Below are 1,096 nucleotides of genomic sequence, written 5' to 3'. Positions count from 1 at the left end.
GGCCTGCGCCGAGCCGGTGGCCACGGCCGAACCGGCCATCACGAGACCGGCCAGCCCCGAAGCCCGCAACAGAGCACGACGGGACGAGACAGAGGACGAGGCGGAGGACGGGGCCGGGGACGGTGCATTGACGGACATGCGGAGGTACTCCTCGCGGTGTCGATGCGTGCTCGATGAGGACCGACTGCCGGTCGGTCGCGGTCAGATCGTGTTGCGGTACGGCGGCATGAAGCGCATCCGCGGCATCTGGTCGGCCAGCACTCCCCCGTCGACGACGATGCGCGCCCCGGTGAGGTACGCCCCGGCGTCCGAGGCGAGCAGCAGCAGTGCGCCCACGCATTCGTCGGGCTGCGCGTACCGGCCGAGCGGGATGCGCTCTCGGTACGCGGATTCGAAGGCCTCCCGGTCGAAGGGGAATTCGCCGTCGATGGGCGTCTCGACCATGCCGGGGGCGAGGGTGTTGGCGGTGATGCCGTACGGGGCGAGTTCGACCGCCAGGGTCTCGGTGAGTAGTTGCGCAGCGGCCTTGGAGGCGTTGTAGTGGGCCAGGCCCGCCTCCGCCACCAGGGCGTTCTTCGAGGTGATGGTGATGATGCGGCCGGCGACGGAGTCGGCCGTCATGTGCTCGGCGACGCGCTGGCTGAGGAAGAAGACGGCGTCGACGTTGACCCGCATGATGTGCGACCAGCTCGCCGGGGTGATCTCGTTGAAGCGTTCCAGCGCCGCCGTTCCCGCGTTGTTGACCAGGATGTGCAGCGGTCCGGCCTCGGCGCGTACGGCGTCGACGAAGCCGGGCAGCGCGTCGACGTCCGCGAGATCCTGTCCGTACGTCCAGCACCTGCGACCGAGTGCCGAGACCGCCGCGGCGGTCTCGGCGACGCCCTCGGCACCGGGCAGGTCGACGAGGACCAGATCGGCGCCCGCCTCGGCGAGCCCGACGGCGAAGGACCGGCCGAGGCCACGGGCGGCTCCGGTCACGACCGCGGTGCGGCCGGTCAGGTCGAAGCGGTCGGTTCCGCGGGGCGGGACAGCTGCGGTCATGGCGGGGGTTCCTCCTGGCGGAGAGGTACGGAGAAGGGTTCGGCGGGTCCGGTCC

At 71.3% G+C, this 1,096-nt stretch carries 1 protein-coding gene; it reads right to left on the bottom strand.

What is annotated here, in order from left to right; translation table 11 throughout:
- Positions 1-201 precede the first annotated feature (201 nt).
- The gene (locus ACFU8Q_RS41635; RefSeq protein ID WP_384465479.1) at positions 202-1,041 is read right to left on the bottom strand and encodes an SDR family NAD(P)-dependent oxidoreductase; all 840 of its coding nucleotides are present in this window, start codon (positions 1,039-1,041) and stop codon (positions 202-204) included.
- Positions 1,042-1,096: the final 55 nt, after the last annotated feature.

The sequence above is a fragment of the Streptomyces sp. NPDC057543 genome (assembly GCF_042801895.1).
GTDB lineage: Bacteria > Actinomycetota > Actinomycetes > Streptomycetales > Streptomycetaceae > Streptomyces.
Note: the sequence above shows the minus strand (reverse complement) of the source record. Positions and strands in the feature narration are given on the sequence as shown.